Genomic DNA, 21,875 nt, shown 5'->3' with positions numbered 1-21,875 from the left:
GGCACGGTCAAGGGCATCACCGCCGAGGTCGGTGCCTCCGTCTCCTCCGGCGCCGTCATCTGCGAAATCAAGGACTGATCCGGCACGGCTCGTCCGGCTCCCGGACGCGGCGGCCCCTGCGGTCGCCGCGCCGGGCCCGGTCCGCCGCACCGACTACCGGCTCTGGAGATCTCATGGAGTACCCCGTCGTCCCCGGTGTCGACGTCCGGGACATCGTGCTGGACGCCGAAGGGATCCCGCTGTCTGGCCTGATCGCCACCCCGCCGCCGCGGATGCCGCCGCGCGCCACCGTCGTCGCCGTCCACGGCGGCGGCATGCGTGCCGGGTACTTCGACGCCCGTGCCCACCCCGGGCAGTCCCTGCTCACGCTCGCGGCAGGCCTCGGCTTCACGGTCGTGGCGGTCGACCGCCCCGGCTACGGCCTGTCCGCCGACCGCTTCCCCGCCGGCGCCACGCTGGACGAGCAGTCAGGGCTTCTGCACGCCGCGCTCGCCCACTACGCACGCCACCATGACACCGGCGCTGGCGTGTTCCTCCTCGCGCACTCCTACGGCGGCAAACTCGCCCTTCACGCTCTCGCCGACGACCGCGGCGCGGAGTTCCTGGGAGCGGACATCTCCGGGGTCAGCCACCGCTATGCCGTCGATGTCCGGGATCCGCAGGCCTTCCACAGCCGGAGAACCTGGCGCCGGCACTGGGGCCGCCTGGACCTCTACCCGCCGGGTGCCTTCCGCGCGGTCAAGCCCCTCGTGACGCCGATGCCGCCGCGCGAGGCCGCCGAAGCGCTGCGCTGGGGCGGCGAGTTCCCCGGCCTGGCCGCCCGTGTCCGCGTCCCCGTGCGCTTCACCTTCGCCGAGCACGAGGGCTGGTGGCGCCATGACGAGGAGACCGTCGACTCGATGCGTACGGCCTTCCCGGCCGGGGCGCGGATCCTGTTCGACCGTCAGCCCGCCGCCGGGCACAACATCAGCCTCGGCTGGGCCGCTCGTGTGTACCACCTGCGTGCCCTGGCCTTCTTCGAGGACTGCCTGCTGTCGCGCATGGTCTGACGGCTTGCTCAGCCTGACGGCTGCTCAGCGGAGGACCCAGAGAAGGTCAAGATAGGTTAGCCTCGCCTAAGTTGACTGGGGAGGTCGTCTCATGACGTCAAGCGCCGTAGCCGAGTCGCCGTCCGCCGCGCCGTCATCACGTGCGGGCAGCGGCTGGATACGCATCGCCGGACTCTCGGGGGTGCTGGCCTCGATCGCCTGGCTCGCCGGGGACGTCCTCCTGCTGGGCAAGCCCATGGGGACCGCCGATCAGTACCCCCTGCTGGCCTCCTACGAGGGCACGGCCCGCGACTCGCTGGCGGCCATGCTGCCCGCCTCGACGACACGGCTGGCCTGGGGAGCGCTGCTCGGCGTCCTCACCGGCCCGCTCTATCTCGTGGCCTGCCGGCACCTGCGGCACGGCCTGCGCCCCGCCCCGCGCCGGTGGTCCGTGCCGCCGTACCTGCTGCTCACCGCAGGCTTCGCACTGGCACCGTTCGCCCACGGCTCCTTCTACTACTGGGGGCAGGCCGCCAAGGCGGTCCACGAGTCCGGCGTCCGCTCCGAGGCCCTCACCGCACTGCCGGGCGACCTCGCCACGGTGCTGTTCGTCCCCTACGCGGTGCTCCTGGCATGCTGGGCGGCGGGGTCCGTGTGGATGGCCGTCTGCATCCTGCGCGGGGGGACGGCCTTTCCCCGGTGGATGTGCGTGGCGAACCCCCTGGTCTGCATCCCCGCCGGCATGCTGCTGACCGAAGCGCTGCCGGGGGCTGCGGGAACCGCGGTGCAGGGCGCGGCGCTCAGCGTCGGGAATCTGCTGCTCTTCTCCGTGTCGACCGCCGTCCTGTGGAAGCGCCGGGGGTAACGGGAGACGGGGTGACAGGTGACGGGGCCGACCGGCACCGAGGCCGGGGGAGAGGCCCGTCTCAGGGGCTGTGCGCCTCCCCCGCCCGCTTCTTCAAGGCCTTGTTGAGGGCCTCGAAGTCCGCGACGGTGGCGGTGATGCTCCGGCGCAGGAGCGGCACCAGCAAGCCGGTGAACTTCTCGCTCTGCACGACGCGGGTACCGCCTCCGTCCAGGTCCGTGAGGACGAAGCGGTGTTCGCCGCTGAAGAGGCCGGGAAGCGCGGTCCGGCCGAGCCAGCGCAGTTCCTCGCCGGGGACGGCGGCCTTGACCGTCGGACGGAAGGTCATGGGCCGCCGGCCGGCGGGGAAGACCTTCAGCTTCAGCCGCCGGCCGGGGGCGACCACTCCCGAGGCCTGCCGGATGAAGGGATTCCACTCCTCGTAGCGCGCCAGGTCCGTCAGGACCTGCCAGACCCGCTCGGGTGGGGCGGCGATGTCGATCACGGTGGCTATCTCCCGCACCGGTGTCTCCTTCTCCTCCGGACCGCAGGTATCTCCCGCAAGGCTCAGTATTGGCCGGAACGGGGCCGCCGGCCTGCCCGGACCGGCGGGCCCGGCCCGTCGCGCATCTGGAGCAGCCGTTGTTACCGGCCGCGGCCACCGGGCACACCTGCAGCAGCCGGGCCCTCCCGCACCGGGGGTCCCGGGGCCCGGCGACGCGGTGCGGACGAGAGGGCGGATGGGCGCATGATCACGATGGGGGTGGAGGAGGAGTACCTGCTCCTGGACCCCGTCACGGCGCTGCCGGTGCCGCTGGCGGACGACGTGCGTGCGGCGTCCGGCCTGCAGGCGATGACCGAGGCGCGGGAGATCCAGGCCGAACTGCTGCAGGCCCAGCTGGAGGCTGCCACTCCGGTCTGTACCGGTCTGGCGGAGATCGGCGGGCATCTCCTGCGGCTGCGCCGTGCGATCGGGGCGGCCGCGCAGAAGGCGGGGTGCCGGCCCGTGGCCTGCGGCACCGCGCCGCTGGCGGGGGGTGCGCCGGTCCCGGTCACGGAGGAGGAGCGCTACCTGGCCCTCCAGGCGCAGGGGGCGCGTCTGGTGGACGAGCAGCTCGTCAACGGAATGCACGTGCACGTGGGGGTGCCGGACCGCACCCTGGCGGTGGGCGCCCTGAACCGGCTGCGGCCCTGGCTGCCGGTGCTGGTGGCCATGGGGGCGAACTCCCCGCTGTGGCGGGGGAGGGACACCGGTTTCGCCAGCTGGCGGACGGTGGTCTTCGGCCGCTGGCCGGTCAGCGGCCCACCGCCCCGGTTCGACGGACCCGGCGACTACGACCGGCGCGTCGGCGCCCTGCTCAAAGCCGGGGCGATCATGGATACGGGTCAGCTCTACTGGCAGGCACGCGTCTCCGAGCGCTACCCCACCCTTGAAGTGCGGGCTCTGGACGTCCAGCTCACCGTCGAGGACGCGGTCCTCTTCGCCGGCATCGTCCGCGCCCTCGTGGCCACCTCCCTGCGCGAGGAGCAGGCGGGCCTGCCGCTCGCGCCCTGCCCGCCGGAAATGCTGCACGCGGCCAACTGGCACGCCGCCCGTTACGGGCTGCACCGCGGCCTCATCGACGCCCACGGACGGCGCCGCGGCCCCGGCGAGGCGGTCGGCGACCTGCTCGCGCACATCACCCCCGCCCTGGACGAGGCCGGGGACACGCGCGAGGTCAACCGCCTGCTGCGCCTCTTCCTCGGCCGCGGCAGCCCGGCCGACCGCCAGCGCCGCGCCCTGGCCTCCGGCGGGCTGCCGGCCCTGATCGCTCTGGCGACCACGGAGAGCCCGGAGAGCCCGGAGAGCTCGTAGAGCCATTCGTACGCCCAGCCGTCCGTACGCCGTGACGGCCTTTGAGGGCGCCGGGTCCCTGCGTGTGTTGACTTCTCCACCACCCTGTGTCAGAGATGACGTGTTCACATCAGCTTTCCCGCCCTCGTCCCCGGGACCGGCCGGCCGATGCTGCGCCGGACGGAAGGAGCACGGCGATGAGCATCCCGAACACTCCCCACACCCCCGCGAAATCGTTCCGCAGGCGGACGGCGGCAGCCGCGGCCCTGGCCGCCGTACTGGCAGGCGCGGGCACCGTGCTGGGCGCCGTGCCCGCCGCGGCCGCCGAAGCCGTCACCGTCGGATACACCTGCACCGGGCCCGGCGCCCCCAGCGGCGTCCAGTCCCTCCTCGTCACCGTGACCGCCCCCGCCGGAGTGCCCCGGGGCTCGACCGCCGACCTGTCCGTCGAGGTCAGCACCGCTCTGAACGTCCCCGTCGACGTCCCGGCCGGTGCCGCCACGGGGGAGATGGCCTTCCAGCTGGGCGGCGCGGCCTCCGGATCGGTGACGGCCTCCGGCTTCACCAACACCGCCGCGATACCCAGCGGTTCCCCCGTCACGCTCACCGGCGGCGCCGCCTCGGCCCGCCTCGACGCCGCCGGAGCCACGACCTTCACGCCCGGCACGGCCACCGTGCACGTCTTCGGCGTGACCGTCACCTGCGAGGTCTCCGGGACCGCCCCGGTGGCCGCCACCGTCGACGTCACCTGACGGCCGGACCTCACCTGACGGTCAGGTGCGGGAGAGGGCGGTCGCCCCGAACGAGACGTCGAAGCGGTCGCACCAGATGCTGACGCTGGTGTAGCGGTTCAGGTCCACATCGGCGGGCAGGGCGTAGTTCTGGTCGCCCTTGTTCCCCTTGAGCGAGCCCAGGCTGATGTGCGCGCCGTCGTCGAAGACGTACCAGCCGTCGCGCCCCGGCTTCACGGGAGCGTCGGTGATCAGGACCTTGAGGTCGGGCCCGTTGCTGGTGTCGAGGTTCTCCAGGCGCAGGGTGCGCGTCCCGTCGGGCAGCTGCAGGATGCGCACCGACCCGCTGGTGTGGTGCTCGTGGCTGATCAGCTCACCGGTGGCCAGCGTCCGCACGCCGTCCGCGCTCCCCGGCCGCGCGTGTCCGGCGACCCCCGGGGCCGACTCCCGCACGGTCTCGTCCACCCACAGCTTCCACGGCTGGAACCACACCAGCCCCGCGGCCACCGCGAGCACCCCCGCGATCAGCACCCCGATGACGGCCGGCTTGCGCAGCACCCGTCGTACACGTCCCATCTCTGCCTCCAAAAGCCGGTGTGTTCTCCAAGCCGGCGTGTTCTCACTCCCTCCAACGGTTTCCGGCCGGTCCGGCTCTCCCGAAAACTCATGACGAAAGTCTTACGTCGCCCGCCGAAAGTGGTTCGTTTGGTGGCGCTGGGGTGGCTGGGGTGTGGCATTTCTGCTGATCTGTAAGGGTCCCGGAGGCCGCAGGCGGTAGGAGAACACCCATGGACATCGGCGACCTGACCGACGAGATCCTCCGCGATCTGCGGGGACCGCGTCCCTACCCGGCGGTGTCGCTGCTCGTGCCGACGACCCGGCGCGATCCCTTCAGCCCCGAGGATCCCGTCCGGCTGCGGAACACCGTCGCGGAGGCCAAGCGCCGGCTGGCCGAGGACGCAGGAGTCTCCCGCGCCGCCCGGATGGACGTCGAGTCGCACCTGGACGCCGCCGTCGCCGAAGTGGACCTGACGCACGCCAGCGACGGACTGCTCATCCTCGTGGCCCCCGGCGAGCACCACGTCTGGTACGTGCCGCGCTCGGTGCCCCAGCGCGTGGTGATCGCCAAGACGTTCCTCACCCGCAACCTCGTGGCCGCCGTCCGCGTGGAGGAGCCCTACTGGGCCCTCGCCCTCTCCAAGGGCGAGGCCCGCCTGTGGGACGGCGCCGGCGACACCCTCACCGAGGCCACCGCGAACGGCTTCCCCGTGCAGCCCGCCCTGCCCGATCACCAGGACGCCGTGCCGGGCCGGCACTTCGACATGCCCGTCCGCGAGGAGGGCCACGTCGAGCGCGAGCGGCAGTACCTGCGCACGGTCGCCGCCGCGCTCACCCGCGTCCTCGAACAACACCCCCGCCCGCTGTACGTGGTGGGCCTGCGCGAGCTGACCTCGCACTTCAGGGAGGCCCTCCCCAACGGCGGGAGGATCACCGCCGAGGTCGAGAGCGGCGGCGCCCCCGGCAAGAGGGGCCACGACCTCCTGGAACTGCTCCGCCCCGCCTTCGAGGAACGCCGCCAAAGCCGCCGCGACGAGGTGCTGCAGCGGCTGAGCGACGCGCGCGGGGCACGCCGCTTCACTTCGGGACTCGACGAGATCTGGCAGACCGTGCGGCAGGGCCGGGTGGCGCTCCTCGCGGTCGAGGACCACTACCAGGCGACCGTCCGCACGGACGGCAACGGCGGGCATCCCCAGCTGGTGGAGTCCCCCGCCGAACCCCTCAGTGCGGACCCCTCCCTCCACGAGGATGCCGTGGACGAAATCGTGGAGAGCGCCCTCGCCAGCGGCGCCGATGTCGAGTTCGTCCCCGACGACACCCTCGCCGGGGAGGACCGCCTCGCCGCGGTCCTGCGCTACTGAGTCACGCGGCGGTCCGGTCCGGATTCCCGGGATCCCCGAACTCCAGCGTGGAGACGTGTTCGCGCGTGGTGGCGCCCAGGAGCACCAGGGAAGCGGCTTCCGAGACCTCTGCCGGCACCGCCCTGTTCCCGCTTCCGCTCCCGTTTCCGTTGCCGCTCCCGTTCCCGTCGCCGCGTCCGGTGGCGTCGTCGTCGAGAACGCGGAGCAGCTTGCGGAGACCGTGTTCGTGCCGGGTGAAGACGCGCTCGTCGACGCAGCGGCCCCGCGCCCGCTGCCCCTCCAGCGCCTGCGCCGTGCCCACGTCCAGCAGCACCAGGTGCAGTTCGTGGCCGCGGCGTCCGGCTTCACGGGCCAGCCAGCGCCGCATCCAGGGGCGGCTGCCGCAGTCGTGCACCAGGACCGGTTGCCCGCTGCGCACCGCCGCGCGGATCCGGAAGAAGTGCTCCAGGCGGGCGCAGGGGCGGTAGAGGGCGTACGGGAGCCGGTCGGGCATGCGCGCCTCCCACCTCTCGTGGGCGGTGCGCGGGTCGACGGCGGGGGCCGCGGCCGACCAGCGCCGCAGCAGGGTGCTCTTGCCGCTGCCGGGCAGCCCCGACACCACGACCACCGAGCCTGCCGGGTACGACAGCACCGCCGGAGCCCGGCTTCCCGCGGCCCGCAGGTCGACCACGCCCCGGGGGCGCAGCCCGGCGGCGGGCGAAGGCGGGGATACGGGGGCGGGCACGGCCCGCCCCCGTATCCCCGAAGGATCCGCCGCTGCGCTGTCTGTCGTTCCGGTCCGGCTCACGGTGTGTCGTCCCCTGCCCATCGCCTGCTGCGTCCGCAGCCTCGCACGTACCGCCGGCCGGACGGTGCGCGGCCCCGGCCAGGAGCAGGGGCAGTCCTTCAGACGCCACCGCGCCCCCTGCCGGTTCACCGGACGTCCCTACGGGTTCGCCGGGTGGGCGGCGGCCGGGCGGGGAGAGAGGCGGTCGCAGGGCAGGGCCCGGGGCCGGGCCGAGGGGAAGGGACCCGGCCCCGGGCCGGTCGGGAGCAGGGTCAGCGAGCAGTCGCCGTGGCGGTCAAGGGCCGGCCGTGGTGGCGGCTGATGTTCTTCTCCAGCAGCGTCAGGCACTCGGCGACGCCGATGCTGGAGGCGGTGTGCTCGGGCAGCCGCCCGTCCTGTGTCTTCAGCTCCGCCAGGGCCCGGTCCATGGCCGACTGCGCGGCGAAGAGGCAAGGGGTGCTGTAGATCGCCACGTCGACACCGAGCCCGGCCAGCTCCGGCAGCGACAGCCGGGGCGACTTGCCTCCGGCGATCTGGTTGAACAGCAGCGGCTTGTCGCCGATGACGTCCCGGACCTTGCGGATCCAGTCGATGCTGCGGACGCCGTCGACGAGCAGGACGTCCGCGTCGGTGGCGGCCAGGGCCTTGGCGCGGCGCAGGATCTCGTCCTCCTCCGTGGCGTCGGTACGGGCGACGACGACGAGGTCGCGGCGGGAGTCCAGGACCATGTCGAGCTTGTCCAGGTACTCCTGCAGGGGAAGGATCTGCTTGCCGTCGACGTGACCGCAACGACGCGGGCGCTGCTGGTCCTCGAGGATGACGCCCGACGCGCCGACGGCCTCGAGCTGCTGGACGGCGTGGCAGGCGGTCTCGGGGTCGACGTAACCGTCGTCGATGTCGACGAGCAGGTGCTGGGCTGGGAAGGCGAGGCGCAGCCGCTGCACGAAGGCGACGATGTCGGGCCAGGCGATGAAGCCTATGTCGGGCAGCCCGTAGTGGGAGGCGGCGAAGCCGAATCCGGAGACGAACATGCCGTCGTAGTGCTGGGCCGCCACGGAGGCGGAGAACATGTCGAAGATGCCGATGAGGGGGGTGGTGCCGTCCGAGGCGATGGCGTCGCGTAGCCGGGCAGGGTGGTTCACGGTACCCTCCGAGGACTGGGTTGGCGTCGGTTGGACCCGTTGCGGCTGCTGTCTTTGACGGAAGCCCGCAGTGGCAACGGGGGACGTGCGCTGACCGGAGATCCCTGGGGGCACGCCGTCGCATGGCGTGCCCCCAGGGCTTTTTGCTGTGGATCCCTGTGCGTACGGCTGCTGTTGATGTGCCGTTCGGTGCCATCGGGAGATTAGGTCAAGAGATAGTCATGCAGCAATATATGCAAGGTAAAGACGCGTGGCCGGCGATGCAATCACGCCGACCGCACGTACGCTCCGGGCCGCTTGCCGCTCGCCCCCGCCGGGGATCGCTCCGCAGCTGAACAGCCCCTTCCGGCTGTGGAGTTGCCTCACGCGCATATGCCGATGGATCGGCTGGATCGACCGGAACTCGTGGGTCGGCCGTCGCACCCGGGCTGTTCGCCGGGCGCTGCCGGGGCTGTTCACCGGCCGCGCCGCCGGGGGCTGCGGCACGGCCGTGACTGCCGCTCGGCGGGGCTACTGCTTGTACTCCTTGGTGAGGTTCCTGGCCTCGGCGCGGCCCTTGAGCTCGAGTTGCTCGGCGAGGTCGCGGAGCGCACGCGCGCCGGCGATCTCCTCGCCGATGCGGGGCTCGTTCGGGTCGTTCCGGTCGCGGGTCGAGCGGGTGCGTGCGCGGAGCTCGGTGCCGTCGCGCAGCCGGAGGAGGGCGGCGGCCCGGGTGTGGGATTCGTCCTCGTCGAATTCGATTTCTACGTGCCAGCCGGCGACCTGCATGGGTGAACACCTCCGCCGTTCGAGCTTCTGTGGCGGCCAATGTAAGCCGCTGCCGTGCCGGCGCCGCGGCCCGCGCGCCCACGCGCTCGCAGGTCCACCCGTCCGGCTGCCCAGCCGTTTCCCGTGTCGGCTCTCTCTGCATTCCTTCCTGTTCTGCTCCTGTTCCGCCCGGGCCGGTTTCGCCCGGGCGGATGCCCGCCCCTCCTTCGTGTAGTCAGCACGTTTTGCCTCGGGCAAGTAATGCAAGATCACGGACGTGTGGCCTTGATCACATAGGTCAGGGGTGTGACGCGAAAACGGTCATGTACTGCCATGCCATTTCTGCCGCGCGGATCCCTTTGTGTGTCCGGAAAACGCCCCTCCCGCGCACTCTGACCAGCGCAGACCAAGGGCTTACCGGCGGAAATATCAATTCCCTGTGAACTCTTGACGCCGCCCTTACACGCCTCACACCATTCACGGCATGGAGTCCACCGACAGCCGGCCGAGCACCGAGACGCAGCAGCGTCCCGGCGCCATGCCGTGCCACGGGGTGCACACACCCCACGGCAGGCCGGCCCGTCGCACGACGACATCCGGCCGGCGGCAGCCCTTAAAGGGCTGACCTCCCCGCGCCACCTGCAGCGCCCAGGTCGATGACGGAAGAACCGTCCGCCCGGGGCCACGCACCCCTCTTGCCCGCGCCTACCGGCCTGCCCTCCCGGCAGACCCTCCCCGGGGCTGCCCACAGGCAGCCGGAGGCACCCGGCCACCGGCCGGCGGGCATCGCTTCACCCCTCGGAGAAGACCGGCGTCGCCAGCCGGCCCTCCGGGTAACCGGGCCGCCCCCTCCAAGCACCACCGCGTCCCGGTCCTGCCCCCTCCCAGCGAAGGCGAAGAACCACATGAGTGACCGCACCCTCACTGCGGCCGAACCCCAGCCCGTCGCCACGGCGACGCCGACGGCCTCCACGCACGTGGACGCCGGCGATGCCGGGTACAGCAAGGACCTCAAGTCCCGCCACGTCAACATGATCGCCATTGGTGGAGCGATCGGCACCGGACTCTTCCTCGGTGCCGGTGGCCGTCTCCACAGCGCCGGTCCGTCCCTCTTCATCGCTTACGCGGTGTGCGGCCTCTTCGCCTTCTTCGTCGTGCGTGCGCTCGGCGAGCTCGTGCTCTACCGCCCCTCCTCCGGAGCCTTCGTCTCCTACGCCCGTGAGTTCATGGGTGAGAAGGGCGCCTTCACCGCCGGCTGGCTCTACTTCCTGAACTGGGCCACCACCGGTATCGCGGACATCACCGCCGTGGCCACCTACACCCACTACTGGGGCATGTTCAGCGACATCCCGCAGTGGATCCTCGCGCTGATCGCCCTCGCGGTCGTGCTCACCGTGAACCTGATCTCGGTGAAGTACTTCGGTGAGATGGAGTTCTGGTTCGCGATCATCAAGGTCGCCGCGATCAGCGTCTTCATGGTCGTCGGCATCTTCCTGCTGGCCAGCCAGCACAAGGTCGGCGACGCCACCCCGGGTCTGTCCAACATCACCGACCACGGCGGCATCTTCCCGGCCGGCGTGATGCCGATGCTGCTCGTCATCCAGGGTGTCGTCTTCGCCTACGCCTCCGTCGAGCTGTGCGGTGTCGCCGCGGGTGAGACCAAGAACCCCGAGAAGATCATGCCGAAGGCGATCAACTCGATCATGTGGCGTGTCGGCCTCTTCTACGTCGGCTCGGTCGTCCTGCTCGCGCTGCTGATGCCGTTCACCGCCTACGTCGCCGGCGAGAGCCCGTTCGTCACCGTCCTGGGCAAGATCGGCGTGCCGTACGCGGCCGGCGTGATGAACCTGGTGGTCCTCACCGCGGCACTCTCCAGCCTGAACTCCGGTCTGTACTCCACCGGCCGCATCCTGCGCTCGATGGCCATGTCCGGCTCGGCGCCGAAGTTCACCGGCCTGATGAACAAGGGCCAGGTGCCCTACGGCGGCATCCTGCTCACCGCGTTCTTCTGCGTCCTCGGTGTCGGCCTGAACTTCGTCGTCCCCGCCGACGCCTTCGAGATCGTGCTGAACTTCGCCGCGATCGGCATCATCGGCACCTGGGGCATGATCATGGTCTGCTCCCTGCTGTTCTGGCGCCGCTCCAAGGAAGGCCGGGTCACCCGTCCCGGCTACAAGCTGCCCTGGGCCCCGTACACCCAGATCGCCACTCTGGTCTTCCTGGCCGGTGTGCTCGGCATCATGGCGTCCGAGCCCGGCGCCGGCCGCACCACGGTGCTGTGCCTGCCGATCATCGTCGCGATGCTGGTCGGCGGCTGGTTCCTGGTCCGCGGCCGGGTCGCCGAGACCCAGCGTGCGAACGAGCTCGCCCGTGCGGAGGCCGGTCAGTCCTGACCGGTTGAAGCCCCGCCGGTCCTGACCGGTCGAGAACAATGAGAGGCGCCCGTCCCGGGAGACCGGGGCGGGCGCCTCTTCGTATGCCTGGCTGTGGGACCTGCCTGCCTGCCTGCCGTCGGCCGCCTGCCCTCCGCTCGCTATGGCTTGGCCGAGTCCACCCCCGGCCGCCCGGCGCGCCACAGCCCCCGCGTGAAGTCCGGGATCTCCTGGGGCGCCCCCTTGGCCCTGATGGAGGCGTGACTCAGCGGCACCGGTGCGCTCCACGTCGCCGCGTCGTACACGTCGAAGTCGGGCACCAGCCCCTGCTGCATGGACTGCATGAGCCGGAAGATCATGATGTAGTCCATGCCGCCGTGCCCGCCCGGCGGGTTCGCATGCTCCTTCCACAGCCAGTGGTCCCACTCCGCGTACGCCCCGAAGTCGCCCCACTCGTCCCCGGACATCTCCGGCTCCAGATAGATCCGCGGCGGGTAGTCCTCGAAGGCCCCCTTCGTACCGCCCAGGGCGTTCACGCGGCTGTACGGGTGGGGGTTGCTGACCGCGTGCTCCAGGCGGATCACGCGCCCCCGGGCCGTCTGCACGAGGCTGACCGACATGTCGCTGCCGACGTACGTCTCCTTCCAGCTCGCATCGCCGGGCGGCATGTGCTGCGCGCGGTAGGCGGCGAGGCCCGCAGCGGGGGAGCCGAACGTCGAGATCCGCACGGCCCGGTCGCCACGGTTGACGTCCATGTAGTTGGCGACCGGCGCGAAGCCGTGGGTGGGGTAGATGTCCCCTCTCAGCCGGGTGTGCCACTGCCGCCGCCACGGCCCCTCGTAGTACGTCGGCGAGAACATCAGCTCCCGCAGGTCGTGGATGTACGCCCCCGCGCCGTGCAGCAGCTCGCCGAACTTCCCCGCGTGCGCCATCCGCAGCACGCGCATCTCGTTCCGGCCGTAGCAGCAGTTCTCCAGCTGCATGCAGTGCCGCCGCGTCCGCTCGGAGAGGTCCACCAGGCGCCACAGCTGATCGAGCTCCATGGCGGCCGGACACTCCACCCCGACGTGCTTGCCGGCGGTCAGGGCCGCCTCGGCCATCGGAAAGTGCCACTCCCACGGGGTGGCCACGTACACGAAGTCGACGTCCCCGCGCCCGCACAGCTGCCGGAAGTCGTCCTGACCCTTGGTGTAGAGCTCAGGCGCGGGCTGTCCGGCCGACCTGACCTTGGCCGCGACCTTCTCCGCCTTCGCCCGCACCGTGTCGCACAGCGCCACCACCCGTACCCCGGGCACCGCCAGGAACAGCTCCGTCATCGCACTGCCGCGATTGCCCAGCCCGACGATCCCGACCCGCACCGTGCTGCGTCGCTCGAACGGCACCCCGATCATGGTCGCGCCCTGGCGCCGCGGCGCGTCCGCAGCGGCCGCGGGGGAGGCCGCCGCCTGAGCCAGACCGAGGCCCAGCCCCACGCCCGCGCTCGCCGCGCCGGCGGACTTCAGGACGAGGCGGCGGCTGACATCGGTGGTCTGCTCCCGGCCCTCGACGGAGGCGTTGGAGCTGGGGCTGGGACCGGGGCTGCCGGGCTGATCGAGGTGCCTGGGGTTCTGCGGGGCTGACTCGTGCATCGGTCCTCCTGGACACAAGGGGCTGATGTGAGCTGCGGCGCGTACGTGAACCTCACTGACTTCGGTTAGTGACCCTGACGGGTGTGATGCGTGCAACGCAAGAGGGCTCGCACAACGAGATAAAGGGCGGCGGCACCCCGCACGGGGTGCCGCCGCCCTTTCGTCACGATGCGTCGTCCTCGAAGAACTGGGTCTCGTAGTAGTCCATCAGCTGCTCCGCGGTATGCCCGTTCGTGCGGGCGAAGTCCTGGGCGATGGCGGCCGCCCAGTTACCCAGGGACAACGCCAGCGCCACCACCCCGTCGGCGCCGTGCTGGGCCTCGATGCCCTTGATGGTGGCCATGTTCACCCACGGCACCACGCCGGGCTCCCGCTCCGGCACCGTCCGGCGCAGCAGCTCGATCACGGTGCGCGTCATCTCCGGCTGCAGCGGGCGCAGCCGCTCGCGCTCCTCCTGGATCCTGGCGACGATGCGGGCGCGCTCTTCCCTGTCCACGGTGTTCCCCATTCCCCCCGTCCGGTAGTGGCGAGGGCCCACCGTAGAGCCGATGCGAGGGGCCCGGGGGAGGGATTCGAGGATTGAACACCATCTGTACCTCCCGGTACCTCCCACCATCAGCGTGGGGGCGGGCCGGGCCGGGCGGGCGGGGCGTACGGGACCACCGTGGACGAGGGATCGTCGGCGGACGTCACGGCCCGGCGGCCGCGGGCGAAGGAGACGGCGAACTCGATCGCGTCGTCGACGGTCAGGGCGGTCACGGGCGTGCCGGAGAACGACGGCACGTCGTCGGCGATGCGGTAGCCGGTACGGAACAGCCCGTCATCCGGCTTGCTGTGCTCCACGGCGGCGAAACCGCCGGTGTGAGGGGCCCATCGCCCGCTGACCCACCAGGTGCCGTGCAATTCCAGTCGGCCGGGGGCCGGGCAGTGCCAGCGGAACCGGGAGATGCTCAGCTCGGTGCTGATGCCTTCGAAGCGGCTCCAGCCCCGGCCGTCGGCCAGGAACACGAGTTCGCTCGTCTCCATGGCACCCAGCTCGAGGGGGGCGCTGCACCACTGGCCGATCAGCTGCTCGTCGAGAAATATCACCCGGAGATTATTCCTGCGCCGCGCGCGGCCCGCGCCGGCAGCGCTCCTACCGGGCAGCCCGCCGCGGTGCCGGGGCCCCGGCACCGCGGGTGGCGACTTGCGGCTGGTCACCGGAGAGCGATGCGGCTGGAAGCCTCCCTGGGGAGCTTGTCGTTGACGAAGGAGACGGTGTCGCCGATGGGGCTGTCCTCGACATTGGCGAGATGGGTGAGGTTGTTGAGGCGGTGCATCAGCGGCCGGGGGCTGATCCCGCCGCCACCGGCAGCCTCGGCGGTGCCGGATGCGGAGACGGCGCCGCACACCAGGAGGGCCGATCCCACAGCAATACGCGTCACGATGCGGTTCTTCATGCCTTGCCAAACGACGGACGGGAGCAACCGACACGCATCGCTGCATCAGGGCCCCTAAGACACATCAAACACATGAAACGCATTACGGATAGATGGTGGTTGACACTCTGCGGCTGCGGGGTCGGAGACGTCTCCCTGAGGCCTTGGGTGAGGAGCCCCGGCGGTTCGCCGGGAAACCGGGGCCGGCGCGGCCGGGAACGACCCCGAGGCGACCTTCGCCGGGGGTACGGGGGCTGTTCGTCCCCCTGCCCGGGCGGCACCCTCCGTCTCCGGCTCCCGCCCCCGCACGCGGCCTGGCACGGCTTCCCCGTAGGCCGCCTTTATAGCCTCTGACCTGGGCTTTTGTGTCATCCCCGCCTACGATCAAGGGAATGGGAAAGGGGGTCCGGATGGACCGGAACATCCGTACGGTGGACGACGTCATGAGGCTGCTCGACGGCCTGTTCGCACCGGAGGCCGACCGCTGGACGGCCGGCGCGGCATCCTGGTGGGACGGGTTCTACGAGGACCGCTCCAGGCCGGTGCCGTTCTTCGTGGACAAGCCCGACGAGAACCTTGTCGCGTACCTCGACCGCGGCCTGATCACCCCGGGCCGCGCCCTCGATCTGGGCTGCGGCCCGGGCCGCAACGCGATCCACCTCGCCTCGCAGGGCTTCGAGGTCGATGCCGTCGACCTCTCCCCGGCGGCCGTCGCCTGGGCGGAGGACCGCGCCCGGGAGGCGGGGGCCGACATCCGGTTCCGGTGCGGCGACGCCTTCGACCTCGTCAGCGGCGAACTGGGCGGCCCCTACGACCTGATCTACGACTCCGGCTGCTTCCACCACCTGCCGCCGCACCGCCGGATCAGCTACCTCGCCCTCCTCGACCGCGCCCTCGCGCCCGGCGGCCGGTTCGCCCTCGCCTGTTTCGCGGCCGGTGAGATGGGCTCCGAGATCCCCGACGCGGACTTCTACCGCCAGGCCCGCCTGCACGGCGGTCTCGCGTACTCGCCGGAGTCCCTGCGGCGGATCTTCTGCGATCTCGAGGAGGTCGAGCTGCGCCGCATGCGCGACGAGCCGGCCGAGTCGTCCTCCTTCGGCGAGCCCTTCCTCTGGACGGCGTTGTTCCGCCGGGTGACGCGGCATGACGCAGTGTGCTGAGCGGCGAACATCTGCCGTCGTAGCCGCAGAAATTGCCCTGGCGGAGCCCTGATTTTTCACCCGATGGTGGAGCGGAAAAAAAATTTCTGCCCACCTGAGGGCGGTTCCGTGCTACTGTCTTTTCAGTTGCAGTTGTGGTTCCCAAAGACTTGCAAGTGTGTCCGGTCGGCCTCCAGCCGCTGGAAGCGCTTATTTGTATTTCCGGCTTTTCTTTTCCGGACGGGCAATCATCTCGGCGATGCGGGGTCCGCGCAGTGCGGTCCTCGGGATACGCCCCGAAGGAGATTTACTATGGCTACTGGCACCGTGAAGTGGTTCAACGCGGAAAAGGGCTTCGGCTTCATCGAGCAGGACGGCGGCGGCGCTGACGTCTTCGCCCACTACTCGAACATCGCCACCCAGGGCTTCCGCGAGCTTCAGGAAGGCCAGAAGGTGACCTTCGACGTCACGCAGGGCCAGAAGGGCCCGCAGGCGGAGAACATTCTCCCCGCCTGATGCCTGACGCCCGTCGTCTGACGCGTTGACGTAGCTGGGGCCCGCACTTTGGGTGCGGGCCCCAGCTCGTTGCGTTTCCCCTGTTCCTCGATTTTTCTCCGGTGATCTACGATCAGGAATGCCGCCCGGTGTCCCAGGCGGCAGTTTTCCGCAACCGGCCCCGACCCGGGCCGGCCGTCTCGTCCCGTGCCCCGCTTTTTCTTCGGCTCGTGCCGGTGATTCCTGACGCGGCTCCCGGCCGCAAAGAATTCCTCGATACGTGCCGCATCGAGGAAGGGGTCTGCGATGAACCGCAAATTGCGCACGGACGCCGCACGATCCCCCGGCCGGCAGCCCTGCCCCGGGCCTCCCTCCCACCCCGTTGAGGCACTATGCGCTGCGTCATTGCCCGCTTCCCCTTCGACCTCGTCAAGAGTGAGGTCGAACAGATGATGAAGGGCATCGCGCCCGAGCCCGTCGAAGGTGCGTGCGTGGTCATCGGCCGCCGTACCTACCCCGTCAAGCAGGTGGGGCAGGTGATCACCAAGCAGGACCGGCGTGACTTCTCCGCCGGTGAAGTGACCCGGGCGCTCACGCGTCTCGGCTTCACCTGCCACCCCGCCGCCCCCGTGCCCGCCCGCAGCACGCCGCAGGCGATGTCACCGCTGCCCGGGAGCCTGCCACAGATCTGAGGGAGGCGCCGTCGCGGAAGGCGCGGGCCCGGGGACGGGGGCGGGTCACACCCTGTCCACGATCCCCACCTTCCCTTCGGAGCGGGCGCAGTGGGCGCCGCAGTACCAGTGGCCGTCGGCCTCGACGCCTTGGCCGACGATCGGTACCCGGCAGTGTTCACAGATGGGCGCCATGCGGTGAATGGCGCAGGAGAACGAATCGAATACGTGACGTGAGCCGTCCTGGGTCTCCACGGTGAACGTCAGGTCGTAGTCATTTCCGCATACCTCGCAACGTGCCATGGGCCGCATGGTCCGGAGTACGGAGGGCCGGGGCAAGGCTATGGCGGGCGGGTCGGTGCGGCTGTACCCGACCGGCGGAACCAGGTGGGCCCGAGCGCCCTCGCGTCACCCCTCGGCCACCGGGGCGGGCAGTGCCCGCTCCGGTCCGGCGTGTGCCGTCAGAATGATCAGCCTGTTAGGTTGGCTTGTTCTGTTAGGCGGTAGAGGGGAAATTCGTGCGTAAGGTGGCACAAACCGCGGGCGCGGCACTGATTGCGGCGCTGCTGATGACCGGTTGCAGCAGCGGATCGGACGGCGAAGGCGGGAAGGATGCCGCCAAGGCCGGGGACAAGCCCGCGGCGAAGCCTTCTGCCAGCGGTGCCGAGAAGCCCGCGCAGGGCGGTGCCAAGAAGCCGGAGCAGGGCGGCGAGGCCGACCTGGACGGCGTATGGAACCAGCAAAAGGGCTACGACATCGTCCGGGTGACGATCTTCGGGGACCGTGGCATCTCCGACTCCGAGAAGGGCGTGTGCAGCGGCCCCGCGCAACGCTCCGGCACGACCGTGAAGTTCGACCTGAAGTGCCCCACCCCAGGCAACCCCCGCACCAAGGGGACCGCCACCCTGGTGGACGGCGGCAAGACGCTGTCGGTCAGCTGGGAGGGAGGCCTGACGGAGACGTTCACCAAGGACCCCATCAAGGTCGAGATGCCCAAGATCGACATGCCCAAGATCGACGTTCCGTAGGCACCCGCAGCGGGCCGGCAGAGCCTCAGCGCCCCGTTTTCCGCTTCCGCGCCCCGCCCCCTCAGTTGCTCTGTCCTCAGCGCTCTGTCCTCAGCGCTTCGCTCCCAGCCGCGTGACGAGGTCGTGCCAGGCGGCGTCCAGGCGGTCGAGCGGCATGCCGCGCTCGGCGGTCAGGTGGCGGACGAGGGCGGCATCGAGCGAGCCGAGCAGCGTGTACGCGAGGAGCTCGGCATCGCCTTGCACCTCCGCCTGTCGCAGCAGCACGGCGACGTGGGAGATGCGCAGGCGGTGTCCCGGAACGCTGTAGTTACGCAGGGGGTCGGCCCGGGTGGCCAGGATCAGGTCGTGGTGATCGCGCTCGTGGCGGATGAGGGCGGGCCCGAAGGCGTGCAGGCGCTGCGCCGCGGGGGCGCCGGGGCCCAGGGGCGGGGGACCGGACAGAAAGGCCGCCTGGAGCTGCTGCTCGCGGTGGTCCAGGAGTGCGAGCAGCAGTCCGGTGCGGTCGCCGAAGCGGCGGAAGACGGTGCCTTTGCCGACCCCGGCGACCGTGGCCACCGCCTCCATGGTCAGGTCCGCGGCTCCGCACTCGGTCAGCAGGCGGGAGGCCGCCTCCAGCAGGCGGGTGCGGTTCCGCGCTGCGTCGGCTCGCAGCTGCGGGGGCTCGCCGACCGGGAGGAGGGTGAGCTCCCGCCGTCCGTCCGGGGTGCCGGACGGCGCCGGGGTGCCGGACTGCGGCGGAGGGGGAGCGGAGCCGGTCATGAACCCAGGGTAACGCCTCGGAAAGATAACTGGACCGTGGTCCGGATAAGTGCCACAATCCTAAAAAAGGACCACGGTCCGGTTTGCTCCCGCCCTTATTCCTTAGGAGTTATCCATGTCTGTCCGCATTCTTGCGCTCGTCGGTAGCCTCCGCGCCGGGTCCCAGAACCGTCGGCTCGCCGAGGCAGCGGTCAAGCTCGCCCCCGAGGGCACCGAGGTCGAGATCTACGAGGGCCTGGCCGACGTGCCCTTCTACAACGAGGACCTCGACGCCGAAGGCATCGTCCCGGCGGCTGCCGCCCGGCTGCGTGACGAGGCCGGCCGTGCCGACGCCCTTCTGCTGCTCACGCCCGAGTACAACGGCACCGTTCCCGCCGTGCTGAAGAACGCCATCGACTGGATATCGCGCCCGCACGGCGTGGGTGCCATCGCCGGCAAGCCGGTCGCCGTGGCCGGCACCGCCGCCGGGCAGTACGGCGGTGTCTGGGCGCAGGACGAGACCCGCAAGGCCGCGGGCATCGCCGGCGGCAAGGTGCTGGAAGAGGCCAAGCTGGCGATCCCCGGCTCCATGACGCGGTTCGCCGACATTCACCCCGTCGACGACGCCGAGGTCGCCACCGGGCTGACCGAGGTCCTCAAGCGCCTGGCGGACGCCCCCGTCGCGGTCTGACCGGGGCGGCCGGGTCAGCGCTTCGGGAGCCTGACCCAGCCCTTCTTGACCAGCTGGTCGCAGTGCCACCTGCTGTAGCGCGCGCTCTCCCCGTGCTTCTTGGCGGCCTTGAGGCAGTCCTCGTACGAGAAGGGCGGCTTGGCGGCAGGTGCGTGCACGGCGGACGGCGGCGCCGAGGGAGGCTCGGCGACCGCCGCCGGTGCGGCCCACAGGCCGGCCATGACGGCCGCGGCCAGCACGAAGTTCATCCGACGCACAGCGCCCTCCGCTTCTTGCGCTTCTGCTGATTCTCGTGATTCCCGTGCCAGAGGCACTTGTTACCGCACAACGAGCGCACGGGCCGAGGGAAACGCTCCTCCGTCGCCGTTTACCCTGAGGGAAGCCTCGGGCCGGCTTCTGCGCGCGGTCGCCCGGGTGCCCCGCCCCCGTGAAGGGACGGGGCACCCGGGCGAGCCGGGCCCGGCCGCCCGCAACACTTCCCCCGTCGAACGGCCCGGCGGCTTCTACGGCGGGGAGTGCGGACCCGGACTCCGAGCCCGTGGCTGCAACCGGCCGTTCCGTGGCGGATCCCGGACCTTCCGGCCCGTTCCCGCGCTCCCCTTCCGGTGCACTCCATTCAAGGCCCGGCCCGCCGTGCGCACATCAGGGCCAGCCCTGAAATACCCGCACGGGTCCCGCGGTCCCCGCGGGCCGGACGTGCCCTCGCGTGCCCTCGCGGGCGGAGAACGTCACCCGCGCAGATACGTCAGGACGGCCAGCACCCGCCGGTGGTCGGCCAGGTTCTGCTCCAGGCCCAGCTTGGCGAAGGTGTTGCGCACGTGCGTCTCGACGGTCTTGCCGCCCACCACCAGCCGCTCGGCGATCGCCTCGTTGGAACGCCCTTCGGCCATCGGCTCCAGCACGTCCCGCTCCCGGGGGGTCAGCTCCTCCAGTGCGCTGCCCGCCCGCCGGCGGTGCAGCAGGCGGGACACCACCACCGGGTCGATCACCGACTCGCCCGCCCCCACCCGCTTGATGGCACCCGTCAGCTCCTTGACGTCCGCGATCCGGTTCTTGAGGAGATACCCGAACCCTCGCGCGCGGCGCGTCATCACCTGCACCGCACTGCCCGCCCCACTCCAGGCGCCGGCGTTCCCGGTCGGCCGCTTCCAGGATGCGGGAGCCGACCGCACGGGACTCCCGCCCGCGGGCCGCGGCCTGCGATCGCAGCCGGGTGTTCTCCAGGCACAGCCGCATCGACCGCGGCCAGCAGCTGCGGGTCCTCTCCCAGGGCCGCGTCGTGCACCAGGACCGCCGAGGGTCTCTCCCGGCCGTCCACCGCGGTGACGCTCCTGCCCGACCCCGGGTACGGGCCGCGCAGCACCCGTCCGGCCGGGTCGAGATAGCCGCCGGCTGCCTGCGACCACAGGCCCAGCCGCAGCGAGGGATCGCCGAGCAGGCGCGCCAGGACGTCCTGCAGCCTGCACGGCGTCGGATCCGCGCCCACCTCGATCACCGCACTGCCCACCGCGGCCCGCCGCAGCCGCATCCGTAACGGCCCCACCAGGAATGTCACCCGAACGGCGATCTCGCTCAGGTCCGACAGCAGCGCGGGCGTCGACGCATCGGGCCCCAGCAGCCCGGGCGCGGCCACGTACAGCACCTGCCAGCCCACCAGCGACACGGCGACGAGGAGCGCGATCCACGCCGGCAGCAGCGCCCGGCGCCTCGCGGTGCTGCTCGCCAGCCGGTTGCGCACCAGCGTGGCGACGACCACGACGGTCAGCAGTGCGCCCGCCCAGCGGTAGACGAGGTCGATGCCGTCGAACAGGCCCTGGGCCGGTCGGAGCAGCAGGGCGTTGGGGCCGCAGTCACCGCAGGTGAGGTAGGTCGCGTCGCCGTCGGTCGACGGGTCGTAGGCGAGCACCCGCAGCAGCCCGCCCACCGCCACCAGCAGATAGCCGGCGCCGACCACACGCCGGGCGAGGACGGTGGTGAGGCGGCCGTCGGGAAAGACCAGCAGCAGGTGTGCCAGCACCGCGAGGTTCAGCGCCTCCCACCACGCGCCGAGCGCGAACAGCACCGGCACGCTGGTCCCTTGCAGACTTGCAGATTGCCGAGGAACCACGTCACGCTCTCGGCCACCATCAGTCGCCCGGTGCGGTTGGCCGGACGCCGCCACCAGGCGATCAGCCCGGCCCCGGTGTACGTCCAGCCCGTCGCCAGATCGCGGAGGACGTCCGCCTGCGAGGCGCCCGTGCGCCCGTAGGCCCAGGCTCCCGTACAGCCGGCCGCAACGGCCAGGACCGCCGCACTCCCCACGGCCCCTCCGGGCCTGCTGCCGCGTCCGTCCCCCGCACTCCCGCTCCTACAGGAGCCGACTCTGCCCAGAACCCCACCCACGGCCATCACCATAGGGCAGGCTCCCCGCCTGTCGAGGGAACTGCGAGCACGTGTCCTGCACTCGAACACCCTTTTACCTTGTTCTTTATGGTTTGGGTCGGTTTCGTTCGGTGATGCTCTCTGGCCGTCTTACGGTTTTACCCACGTCGTAACGGGTGGCGGGCCGCCGGTTTTTCGACCCAAGCGGCCTGCCAGGTCCGGGGGTTGAGGATTTTGGCGCGCGGGCCGGGCAGTGCAGAGGCTGTCGCACGACTCCCTCCCTGCTGTGGTCAAAAGCGAGTCCTGGATGTGGGGGCGAGCAT

25 protein-coding genes and 1 pseudogene are annotated in these 21,875 nt (G+C 71.1%); 11 read left to right on the top strand and 15 right to left on the bottom strand.

Going from position 1 to position 21,875, the window contains the following annotated elements; all coding sequences use genetic code 11:
* The first annotated feature begins 173 nt into the window (after positions 1-173).
* Positions 174-1,049, top strand: a complete 876-nt coding sequence (locus IE241_RS33690) for an alpha/beta hydrolase (RefSeq protein WP_190025685.1) — start codon at positions 174-176, stop codon at positions 1,047-1,049.
* A 91-nt stretch (positions 1,050-1,140) separates the two neighbouring features.
* Positions 1,141-1,893 carry a DUF6796 family protein gene (locus tag IE241_RS33685; RefSeq protein WP_190025684.1) on the top strand — a complete coding sequence of 251 codons (753 nt, stop codon included), beginning with the start codon at positions 1,141-1,143 and terminating at the stop codon, positions 1,891-1,893.
* A 61-nt stretch (positions 1,894-1,954) separates the two neighbouring features.
* Here IE241_RS33685 and IE241_RS33680 read toward each other — a convergent pair whose 3' ends face one another.
* On the bottom strand, positions 1,955-2,395 hold the full coding sequence (locus IE241_RS33680; RefSeq protein WP_190025683.1) for an SRPBCC domain-containing protein: 441 nt from the start codon (positions 2,393-2,395) through the stop codon (positions 1,955-1,957).
* Positions 2,396-2,620: 225 nt separating this feature from the next.
* Between IE241_RS33680 and IE241_RS33675 the strand changes: the two genes are divergently transcribed.
* Together IE241_RS33675 and IE241_RS33670 are read left to right on the top strand one after the other, a co-directional pair.
* Positions 2,621-3,727 (top strand): carboxylate-amine ligase, encoded by a 1,107-nt coding sequence (locus IE241_RS33675; protein ID WP_190025682.1) that lies wholly within the window; start codon positions 2,621-2,623, stop codon positions 3,725-3,727.
* Positions 3,728-3,903: 176 nt separating this feature from the next.
* The gene (locus tag IE241_RS33670; RefSeq protein ID WP_190025681.1) at positions 3,904-4,458 is read left to right on the top strand and encodes a hypothetical protein; all 555 of its coding nucleotides are present in this window, start codon (positions 3,904-3,906) and stop codon (positions 4,456-4,458) included.
* A 21-nt stretch (positions 4,459-4,479) separates the two neighbouring features.
* Here IE241_RS33670 and IE241_RS33665 read toward each other — a convergent pair whose 3' ends face one another.
* Positions 4,480-5,013, bottom strand: coding sequence for a DM13 domain-containing protein (locus IE241_RS33665; protein ID WP_190025680.1), 534 nt, complete (start codon positions 5,011-5,013; stop codon positions 4,480-4,482).
* 212 nt (positions 5,014-5,225) lie between these two features.
* Between IE241_RS33665 and IE241_RS33660 the strand changes: the two genes are divergently transcribed.
* The gene (locus tag IE241_RS33660) at positions 5,226-6,356 is read left to right on the top strand and encodes a baeRF3 domain-containing protein (RefSeq protein ID WP_190025679.1); all 1,131 of its coding nucleotides are present in this window, start codon (positions 5,226-5,228) and stop codon (positions 6,354-6,356) included.
* A 1-nt stretch (position 6,357) separates the two neighbouring features.
* Here the strand turns inward: IE241_RS33660 and IE241_RS33655 are convergent, their stop codons facing one another.
* The 3 genes from IE241_RS33655 to IE241_RS33645 all read right to left on the bottom strand — a co-directional run bounded on the left by IE241_RS33655 (position 6,358) and on the right by IE241_RS33645 (position 9,032).
* Positions 6,358-7,080 (bottom strand): AAA family ATPase, encoded by a 723-nt coding sequence (locus tag IE241_RS33655; protein WP_229900221.1) that lies wholly within the window; start codon positions 7,078-7,080, stop codon positions 6,358-6,360.
* A 314-nt stretch (positions 7,081-7,394) separates the two neighbouring features.
* On the bottom strand, positions 7,395-8,264 hold the full coding sequence (locus tag IE241_RS33650) for an isocitrate lyase/PEP mutase family protein (RefSeq protein ID WP_190025677.1): 870 nt from the start codon (positions 8,262-8,264) through the stop codon (positions 7,395-7,397).
* Positions 8,265-8,774: 510 nt separating this feature from the next.
* The gene (locus tag IE241_RS33645) at positions 8,775-9,032 is read right to left on the bottom strand and encodes a dsRBD fold-containing protein (RefSeq protein ID WP_190025676.1); all 258 of its coding nucleotides are present in this window, start codon (positions 9,030-9,032) and stop codon (positions 8,775-8,777) included.
* Between the two features lie 884 nt (positions 9,033-9,916).
* On the opposite strand from IE241_RS33645, the gene IE241_RS33640 reads away from it, so the two are divergent.
* Positions 9,917-11,404: an amino acid permease gene (locus tag IE241_RS33640; RefSeq protein ID WP_190025675.1), complete on the top strand. Its 1,488-nt coding sequence runs from the start codon at positions 9,917-9,919 to the stop codon at positions 11,402-11,404.
* Positions 11,405-11,544: 140 nt separating this feature from the next.
* Here the strand turns inward: IE241_RS33640 and IE241_RS33635 are convergent, their stop codons facing one another.
* The 4 genes from IE241_RS33635 to IE241_RS33620 all read right to left on the bottom strand — a co-directional run bounded on the left by IE241_RS33635 (position 11,545) and on the right by IE241_RS33620 (position 14,435).
* Positions 11,545-13,011: a Gfo/Idh/MocA family protein gene (locus IE241_RS33635; RefSeq protein WP_190025674.1), complete on the bottom strand. Its 1,467-nt coding sequence runs from the start codon at positions 13,009-13,011 to the stop codon at positions 11,545-11,547.
* 163 nt (positions 13,012-13,174) lie between these two features.
* Positions 13,175-13,507 carry a hypothetical protein gene (locus IE241_RS33630; protein ID WP_190025673.1) on the bottom strand — a complete coding sequence of 111 codons (333 nt, stop codon included), beginning with the start codon at positions 13,505-13,507 and terminating at the stop codon, positions 13,175-13,177.
* Between the two features lie 119 nt (positions 13,508-13,626).
* On the bottom strand, positions 13,627-14,100 hold the full coding sequence (locus IE241_RS33625; protein WP_190025672.1) for a hypothetical protein: 474 nt from the start codon (positions 14,098-14,100) through the stop codon (positions 13,627-13,629).
* Between the two features lie 107 nt (positions 14,101-14,207).
* Positions 14,208-14,435 carry a hypothetical protein gene (locus IE241_RS33620; protein ID WP_190025671.1) on the bottom strand — a complete coding sequence of 76 codons (228 nt, stop codon included), beginning with the start codon at positions 14,433-14,435 and terminating at the stop codon, positions 14,208-14,210.
* Positions 14,436-14,839: 404 nt separating this feature from the next.
* Between IE241_RS33620 and IE241_RS33615 the strand changes: the two genes are divergently transcribed.
* From IE241_RS33615 to IE241_RS33605, 3 genes are all read left to right on the top strand, one after another.
* Complete coding sequence (locus IE241_RS33615) at positions 14,840-15,589, top strand: class I SAM-dependent methyltransferase (protein WP_190025686.1); 750 nt, start codon at positions 14,840-14,842, stop codon at positions 15,587-15,589.
* 291 nt (positions 15,590-15,880) lie between these two features.
* The gene (locus tag IE241_RS33610) at positions 15,881-16,084 is read left to right on the top strand and encodes a cold-shock protein (RefSeq protein ID WP_030365760.1); all 204 of its coding nucleotides are present in this window, start codon (positions 15,881-15,883) and stop codon (positions 16,082-16,084) included.
* A 371-nt stretch (positions 16,085-16,455) separates the two neighbouring features.
* The gene (locus tag IE241_RS33605; RefSeq protein WP_190025670.1) at positions 16,456-16,755 is read left to right on the top strand and encodes an SCO5918 family protein; all 300 of its coding nucleotides are present in this window, start codon (positions 16,456-16,458) and stop codon (positions 16,753-16,755) included.
* Positions 16,756-16,800: 45 nt separating this feature from the next.
* Here the strand turns inward: IE241_RS33605 and IE241_RS33600 are convergent, their stop codons facing one another.
* Positions 16,801-17,037 carry a metallothionein gene (locus IE241_RS33600; RefSeq protein WP_190025669.1) on the bottom strand — a complete coding sequence of 79 codons (237 nt, stop codon included), beginning with the start codon at positions 17,035-17,037 and terminating at the stop codon, positions 16,801-16,803.
* Between the two features lie 215 nt (positions 17,038-17,252).
* Here IE241_RS33600 and IE241_RS33595 point away from each other — a divergent pair, with 215 nt between their 5' ends.
* The gene (locus IE241_RS33595) at positions 17,253-17,762 is read left to right on the top strand and encodes a hypothetical protein (protein WP_190025668.1); all 510 of its coding nucleotides are present in this window, start codon (positions 17,253-17,255) and stop codon (positions 17,760-17,762) included.
* Between the two features lie 90 nt (positions 17,763-17,852).
* On the opposite strand, the gene IE241_RS33590 is transcribed toward IE241_RS33595, so the two are convergent.
* Positions 17,853-18,521, bottom strand: a complete 669-nt coding sequence (locus IE241_RS33590; protein WP_190025667.1) for a TetR/AcrR family transcriptional regulator — start codon at positions 18,519-18,521, stop codon at positions 17,853-17,855.
* 115 nt (positions 18,522-18,636) lie between these two features.
* Here IE241_RS33590 and IE241_RS33585 point away from each other — a divergent pair, with 115 nt between their 5' ends.
* Positions 18,637-19,191, top strand: a complete 555-nt coding sequence (locus IE241_RS33585) for an NADPH-dependent FMN reductase (protein WP_190025666.1) — start codon at positions 18,637-18,639, stop codon at positions 19,189-19,191.
* A gap of 14 nt (positions 19,192-19,205) precedes the next feature.
* Here IE241_RS33585 and IE241_RS33580 read toward each other — a convergent pair whose 3' ends face one another.
* The 4 genes and pseudogenes from IE241_RS33580 to IE241_RS34855 all read right to left on the bottom strand — a co-directional run.
* Positions 19,206-19,448: a hypothetical protein gene (locus IE241_RS33580; RefSeq protein ID WP_190025665.1), complete on the bottom strand. Its 243-nt coding sequence runs from the start codon at positions 19,446-19,448 to the stop codon at positions 19,206-19,208.
* Positions 19,449-19,919: 471 nt separating this feature from the next.
* Complete coding sequence (locus IE241_RS33575; protein ID WP_190025664.1) at positions 19,920-20,282, bottom strand: LuxR C-terminal-related transcriptional regulator; 363 nt, start codon at positions 20,280-20,282, stop codon at positions 19,920-19,922.
* Positions 20,282-21,259, bottom strand: coding sequence for a hypothetical protein (locus IE241_RS33570; protein WP_190025663.1), 978 nt, complete (start codon positions 21,257-21,259; stop codon positions 20,282-20,284). The genes IE241_RS33575 and IE241_RS33570 overlap by 1 nt, the downstream gene beginning before the upstream one ends.
* 399 nt (positions 21,260-21,658) lie before the next feature.
* A pseudogene (locus IE241_RS34855) lies at positions 21,659-21,875 on the bottom strand (hypothetical protein); the annotation flags it as partial.

The sequence above is a fragment of the Streptomyces hiroshimensis genome, from assembly GCF_014650335.1.
Classification (GTDB): Bacteria; Actinomycetota; Actinomycetes; order Streptomycetales; family Streptomycetaceae; genus Streptomyces; species Streptomyces hiroshimensis.
The sequence above is the reverse complement of the archived record's forward strand: the minus strand, read 5'-3'. Positions and strand labels throughout refer to the sequence as shown.